Origin of the sequence: Alkalibacterium kapii, assembly GCF_007988865.1 — a bacterium.
Taxonomy (GTDB): domain Bacteria; phylum Bacillota; class Bacilli; order Lactobacillales; family Carnobacteriaceae_A; genus Alkalibacterium; species Alkalibacterium kapii.
This window is the reverse complement of the sequence record NZ_BJUY01000045.1, coordinates 1-3,310: the sequence shown is the minus strand read 5'-3', so window position 1 is coordinate 3,310 and position 3,310 is coordinate 1. Positions and strand designations below refer to the sequence as shown.

Below are 3,310 nucleotides of genomic sequence, written 5' to 3'. Positions count from 1 at the left end.
CGTCCTGCTTTCACAAAGGGAAACCCTTCACTATCCTCGGCGCTGGGAAGCTTAACGGCTGTGTTCGAAATGGGAACAGGTGGGTCCTTCCCGCCATCGCCACCGCACAGTGACTCTTTTTATTGATGAGAACTTTGTTCTCTCAAAACTGGATCGTTGATTCATGTACACGCAAAGTTTTTAACAACACCGCATCTTACCCTTAGACCACTTTAATCCAGTTCTGCTCGGCAGATGACTGCCTCGCTACACTTTTTTTGTGGTTAAGTCCTCGACCGATTAGTACTGGTCCGCTCCACATATCGCTATGCTTCCACTTCCAGCCTATCTACCTGATCATCTTTCAGGGGTCTTACTTCCTTAAAGGAATGGGAGATCTCATCTTGAAGGGGGCTTCACGCTTAGATGCTTTCAGCGCTTATCCTGTCCACACATAGCTACCCAGCGATGCCAATGGCTTGACAACTGGTACACCAGCGGTGTGTCCATCCCGGTCCTCTCGTACTAAGGATAGCTCTTCTCAAATCTCCAACGCCCGCGACGGATAGGGACCGAACTGTCTCACGACGTTCTGAACCCAGCTCGCGTACCGCTTTAATGGGCGAACAGCCCAACCCTTGGGACCGACTACAGCCCCAGGATGCGATGAGCCGACATCGAGGTGCCAAACCTCCCCGTCGATGTGAACTCTTGGGGGAGATAAGCCTGTTATCCCCAGGGTAGCTTTTATCCGTTGAGCGATGGCCCTTCCATACGGTACCACCGGATCACTAAGCCCGACTTTCGTCCCTGCTCGACTTGTAGGTCTCGCAGTCAAGCTCCCTTCTGCCTTTACACTCTACGAATGATTTCCAACCATTCTGAGGGAACCTTTGGGCGCCTCCGTTACATTTTGGGAGGCGACCGCCCCAGTCAAACTGCCTATCTGACACTGTCTCCCGACCGGTTAACGGTCGCGGGTTAGAGTGGCCATACAGCGAGGGTAGTATCCCACCAGCGCCTCCACCAAGACTGGCGTCCTGGCTTCAGTGGCTCCTACCTATCCTGTACAAGCTGTACAGACACTCAATATCAAACTACAGTAAAGCTCCATGGGGTCTTTCCGTCCTGTCGCGGGTAACCTGCATTTTCACAGGTACTATAATTTCACCGAGTCTCTCGTTGAGACAGTGCCCAAATCATTACACCTTTCGTGCGGGTCGGAACTTACCCGACAAGGAATTTCGCTACCTTAGGACCGTTATAGTTACGGCCGCCGTTTACTGGGGCTTCAATTCAGAGCTTCGCCGAAGCTAACTCTTCCTCTTAACCTTCCAGCACCGGGCAGGTGTCAGCCCCTATACATCTTCTTACGAATTAGCAGAGACCTGTGTTTTTGGTAAACAGTTGCTTGGGCCTATTCACTGCGGCTGACCATATGGTCAGCACCCCTTCTCCCGAAGTTACGGGGTCATTTTGCCGAGTTCCTTAACGAGAGTTCTCTCGATCACCTTAGGATTCTCTCCTCGACTACCTGTGTCGGTTTGCGGTACGGGCAGCCTACTTCTCACTAGAAGCTTTTCTCGGCAGTGTGACATCAGATACTTCGGTACTAAATTTCCCTCCCCATCACAACTTGTCCGTGTTGAGAGAAGCATTTGACTCCTCTCAAGACTTGTTGCTTGGACACGCTATTCCAGCAGCGTGCACATCTTAGCCTCCTGCGTCCCTCCATCGTTCAAACAAAGCAGACTGGTACAGGAATATCAACCTGTTGTCCATCGCTTACGCCTATCGGCCTCAGCTTAGGTCCCGACTAACCCTGGGCGGACGAGCCTTCCCCAGGAAACCTTAGTCATTCGGTGGACGGGATTCTCACCCGTCTTTCGCTACTCATACCGGCATTCTCACTTCTAAGCGCTCCACAAGTCCTCACGATCTTGCTTCAACGCCCTTAGAACGCTCTCCTACCATAGAACCATTGGTTCTATCCGTGGCTTCGGTATCTTGTTTAGCCCCGGTACATTTTCGGCGCAGGGCCACTCGACTAGTGAGCTATTACGCACTCTTTAAATGATGGCTGCTTCTAAGCCAACATCCTAGTTGTCTAAGCAGCCCCACATCCTTTTCCACTTAACAAGAATTTGGGGACCTTAGCCGACGGTCTGGGCTGTTTCCCTTTCCACTACGGATCTTATCACTCGCAGTGTGACTCCCGGATCTACATCTGTGGCATTCGGAGTTTATCAGGATTCGGTAACCCGATAAGGGCCCCTAGTCCAAACAGTCGCTCTACCTCCACGATGCATATTATCCGAGGCTAGCCCTAAAGCTATTTCGGAGAGAACCAGCTATCTCCAAGTTCGATTGGAATTTCTCCGCTACCCACACCTCATCCCAGCATTTTTCAACATACTTGGGTTCGGGCCTCCAGTGCGTTTCACCACACCTTCACCCTGGACATGGGTAGGTCACTTGGTTTCGGGTCGACGACGGCATACTCTACGCCCTGTTCAGACTCGCTTTCGCTGCGGCTCCACCTCTTCGGTTTAACCTTGCATGACATCGTCACTCGCCGGTCCATTCTACAAAAGGTACGCCATCACCCATTAACGGGCTCTGACTACTTGTAAGCACACGGTTTCAGGTGCTGTTTCACTCCCCTTCCGGGGTTCTTTTCACCTTTCCCTCACGGTACTGGTTCACTATCGGTCACTAGGGAGTATTTAGGCTTGGGAGATGGTCCTCCCGGATTCCGACGGAATTTCTCGTGTTCCGCCGTACTCAGGAACATGGCCAGGCAAGGTTGACTGTCGCATACGGGGCTTTCACCCTGTCTCGCATAACTTTCCAGTTATTTCTGCTAGTCTCGCTTGTCCATAGTGCCAGTCCTACAACCCCAGAAGGCAAGCCTTCTGGTTTGGCCTCTTCCCGTTTCGCTCGCCGCTACTTGGGGAATCGCTTTTGCTTTCTCTTCCTGCAGGTACTGAGATGTTTCAGTTCCCCACGTCTACCTTACCTGTAGCTATGTATTCACTACAGGTATATCACTTGATGAAAAGTGATGGGTTCCCCCATTCGGAAATCTTTGGATCAACGCTTACTTACAGCTCCCCAAAGCATATCGGTGTTCGTCCCGTCCTTCATCGGCTCCTAGTGCCAAGGCATCCACCGTGCGCCCTTATTCACTTAACCTATAGGTTAAGGGTAATTATAGCGATGAGAGTTTCGTATAAAAAACAAAACTGTTCTCAATTTCTATTTCTCGGTGTTGTTTCTTAACATTTGTGTGTGTTATAAAATCAACTATCCAGTTTTCAAAGAACAAAGC

The 3,310-nt window shown here is 50.8% G+C and carries 2 rRNA genes; both read right to left on the bottom strand.

The features are described from left to right. A 5S ribosomal RNA gene (gene rrf, locus AKA01nite_RS09155) occupies positions 1-107 on the bottom strand; the annotation flags it as partial. A gap of 152 nt (positions 108-259) precedes the next feature. Next, a 23S ribosomal RNA gene (locus tag AKA01nite_RS09150) occupies positions 260-3,174 on the bottom strand. Positions 3,175-3,310 lie beyond the last annotated feature (136 nt).